Genomic DNA, 394 nt, shown 5'->3' with positions numbered 1-394 from the left:
CTAATGCCCATACACCTAAACCAAGTGCAAGTGCATGTAATCTACTTTTTGCAATACTTCCTACCAGGACACTAATAGCGTTAAAAACAAGTACAATTAATGCTGTAATTCCAATTGCAAATAACGGTAATTTAATTCCACCAAAAAAACTACCTACCAAAAATGCAATTGCAAATACAAAAAGTATAATTCCCGAAAAAACAAGGCACAGTGCGATATATTTGGTTAATACATAGCTTCCCATTGTTAATGGATATGTACGCAATAATCCCAGCCACCCTGACTCTGTATCACTCGCAATATTCATACTACCAATTGCTAGCATAAATAACGGTAATAAAAATAATAAAATATTAAGTAAAGATGCAGTTTGACGTGTGAATCCTGTTATATC

Annotated in this window: 1 protein-coding gene; it reads right to left on the bottom strand. The window is 33.5% G+C overall.

From position 1 onward, the window contains the following. Positions 1 to 394 (bottom strand): ABC transporter permease subunit (locus R2R70_RS19115; protein ID WP_410978767.1); only part of this gene is annotated, 394 nt, incomplete at both ends.

Origin of the sequence: Cobetia sp. SIMBA_158 (assembly GCF_046566945.1) — a bacterium.
Lineage (GTDB): Bacteria > Pseudomonadota > Gammaproteobacteria > Pseudomonadales > Halomonadaceae > Cobetia > Cobetia amphilecti.
The sequence above is the reverse complement of the archived record's forward strand: the minus strand, read 5'-3'. Positions and strand labels throughout refer to the sequence as shown.